Annotated in this window: 1 protein-coding gene; it reads left to right on the top strand. The window is 68.2% G+C overall.

What is annotated here, in order from left to right:
- A partial coding sequence (locus METY_RS20720) for a calcium-binding protein (RefSeq protein WP_146035778.1) occupies positions 1-1,363 on the top strand: 1,363 nt, incomplete at both ends.

Below are 1,363 nucleotides of genomic sequence, written 5' to 3'. Positions count from 1 at the left end.
GGACCTCGGCAATGGCGACGCGGATCGCTTCCAGTCGGGCTCGGGCAACGACGTCATCATCACCCGCAGCGAGCAGTACGACGACCAGATCGCGACGAACGCGGGGGCCGACACCGTCAAGGTGGCCGGCGGCAACGACGTCGTCGACCTCGGGACGGGGTCGGACGTGCTTATCGTTGACTATTCGCATTTCGACAGCGGCGCCGGCGTCACCACGGGCGTCCAGACCGGGACGCTCGCGACCGGTTATGGCGGCTACTTCGACCTCGCGAACTCGTCCGCGCACAGCGTCGTTTTCGCCGGCGCCGAGCGCTTCGATCTTACCCTCACCATCAGAAACGATGCCGTCACGACCGGAGATGGCGACGACGTCCTCGACGGCCGAGCGGGCGACGACACGCTCATTGGCGCAGGCGGAAACGACACCTATGTGGTCGGTAGCCAGGGCGATCGCGTGGTCGAAACGGCGAACGGCGGGACCGACACGATCAAGTCGAGCGTCACCTTCGCGCTGGAAGCCGGGCAGGCGATCGAGATCCTCGCGACGACCTCCGATACCGCAAAGACGGCCATCAATCTGACGGGCAACGAGCTCGTCAACAGGCTGCGCGGCAACGCGGGCGCCAACGTCCTCGACGGCGGCCTCGGCGCCGACCTGATGTACGGCCTTGCCGGCAACGACACCTACCTCGTCGACGACGCGGCCGACCGGGTCTACGAAGCCGCGGCCGGCGGAACGCTCGACACTGTGAAGGTGGCGGCGAATGTCCTGCGGTATGCGCTGCTCGCGGGCCAGGAGATCGAGTCGCTGGCGGCGGCCGACGTCGCCGGGTTCGCGGCGCTGAGCCTCACCGGCAACGAATTCGGCCAGGCCATCACAGGCAACGCCGGCGACAACGTCCTCAAGGGCGGGCTCGGGGCCGACGCTCTGAACGGCAAGGGGGGCGTCGACACCGCGGACTACAGCGACAAGACCACGAGCGTCGCGGTGACGCTGAACCGCAACACCAGCGCCGTGGTCACGGTCGGCGGCCAGTCGGAGGACACGCTCGTCGCCATCGAGAACGTCGTCGGCGGGTCCGCCGCGGACATGCTCACCGGCGACGACCTCGCGAACCGGCTCGACGGCGGACGGGGCGCCGACGTGCTCAAGGGCATGGCGGGAGCCGACACCTACATCGTCGACGACGCCGGCGATCAGGTGATCGAAGCCGCGGCCGGCGGGACAGACGCCGTGTTGGCGAGCGTTTCCTACACGCTCCAGGCGGGTCAGGAGATCGAGGGCCTTTCCACCACAGACGACGCCGGCCTCGGGGCCATCAACCTGACGGGCAACGAATTCGTCAACGCGCTGAAGGGCAAC

This window comes from Methylopila sp. Yamaguchi, from assembly GCF_002897035.1.
Taxonomy (GTDB): domain Bacteria; phylum Pseudomonadota; class Alphaproteobacteria; order Rhizobiales; family Methylopilaceae; genus Methylopila.
This window is presented reverse-complemented; position numbering and strand designations above follow the sequence as displayed.